The following is a 1,439-nucleotide window of genomic DNA, read 5'->3' as shown; positions in this document are numbered from 1 at the left end:
TAGTCTATCCTTAAAAGCATTTCATTTATTTGATTGACAATATATTAGTTTGATTATTTCTTGTTTATATCTGCAAGAATTAGTATCTTTATCTGATAATTCTTGCAGATATTTTATGTTATTACCTTCGAAAAAAGATTCTCAGAGAAGTATGTTCTTCTCATTGGAAGATAGTTTAGACCAACGTCATCCGCTTTATATTTTGGCAAACAGAGTAGATTGGGCTATGTTTGATCGTGAGTTTAGTTCTCTTTATAGTCAAGACAATGGGGCTCCGGCAAAACCGATTCGGTTGATGGTTGGTCTGCTGATACTAAAACATGTTAGAAACCTCTCGGATGAATCGGTTGTTGAACAATGGAGTGAAAACAACTACTACCAATACTTTTGCGGAGAGCTGGAGTTTGTTCCCAAATATCCTTGTGCATCATCAGAACTAGTACACTTTCGTCATCGGATAGGGGAATCCGGTGTTGAGTTGATTCTCAAAGAAAGTATTCGCATCAACGGTAAGGATGGCGATGAAGGTTCAATCTCAGCCGATACGACTGTCCAGGAAAAGAACATAACCTATCCCACCGATAACAAGTTGCATCGTAAGATTATCTCCCAATGTAAAGGTATAGCTAAAACAGAAGGTATTGAACTTCGCCAGAGCTATACACATACCTTAAAGAGACTGCTTCCCGATCAACGTTTTGGTTCGCATCCGAAGAATAGAAAGAAAGCCGCCAAGGCCAACCGTAAAGTAAAGACTATTGCCGGTCGACTGGTTCGGGAACTCGAGCGCAAATTACCCGCATCTCATCCACACAGACAATCATTAGCATTGTTCAGCCAGGTTTTAAAGCAACAAAGGAACAGCAAGCATAAAATCTACAGTCTTCACGAACCTCAGGTTCACTGTATTTCAAAAGGCAAAGAACATAAGAAGTATGAATTTGGCAACAAGGTCTCTATCCTTTATACGCAGACAACCGGAGTGATAGTCGGAGCTTTGGCATTTGGCAATGAATATGACGGACATACCTTGGATAAAGCTCTTGAGCAATACGAAAGATTGAAGGGGAAACGTCCTAAAAACCTATATGCGGATAGAGGATACAAAGGACGATCGCAAATAGAAGAAACTCAAATACTGATCCCTAAACCTTTCTCTAAGAAACTGTATCAATACCAACAACAAAAACGAAGAAAAGCGCATAAGCGAAGAGCTGCTATAGAACCAATAATAGGACATTTGAAAACAGACCATAGATTATCGAGAAACTTCTACAAGGGAGACTTTGGTGATGCCATTAACGTCATGTTGGCAGCGGCAGCATTCAACTTCAAAAGGGTAATGAATAAATACAAACAAAAAATTGCCTATATCATTTTACGGATACAGACAATTTTATTAAGTGAAAAACTTAAAGCCGCTTTTTAAGGGGTGACTA

General features: G+C 38.9%; 1 protein-coding gene. It reads left to right on the top strand.

The window, feature by feature from the left end:
• The first annotated feature begins 115 nt into the window (after positions 1–115).
• On the top strand, positions 116–1,429 hold the full coding sequence (locus tag M2470_RS18425; RefSeq protein WP_163320335.1) for an IS5 family transposase: 1,314 nt from the start codon (positions 116–118) through the stop codon (positions 1,427–1,429).
• Positions 1,430–1,439 lie beyond the last annotated feature (10 nt).

It is taken from the genome of Parabacteroides sp. PH5-46, assembly GCF_029892785.1.
In the GTDB taxonomy this organism is placed as follows: domain Bacteria; phylum Bacteroidota; class Bacteroidia; order Bacteroidales; family Tannerellaceae; genus DFXE01.
The sequence above is the reverse complement of the archived record's forward strand: the minus strand, read 5'-3'. Positions and strand labels throughout refer to the sequence as shown.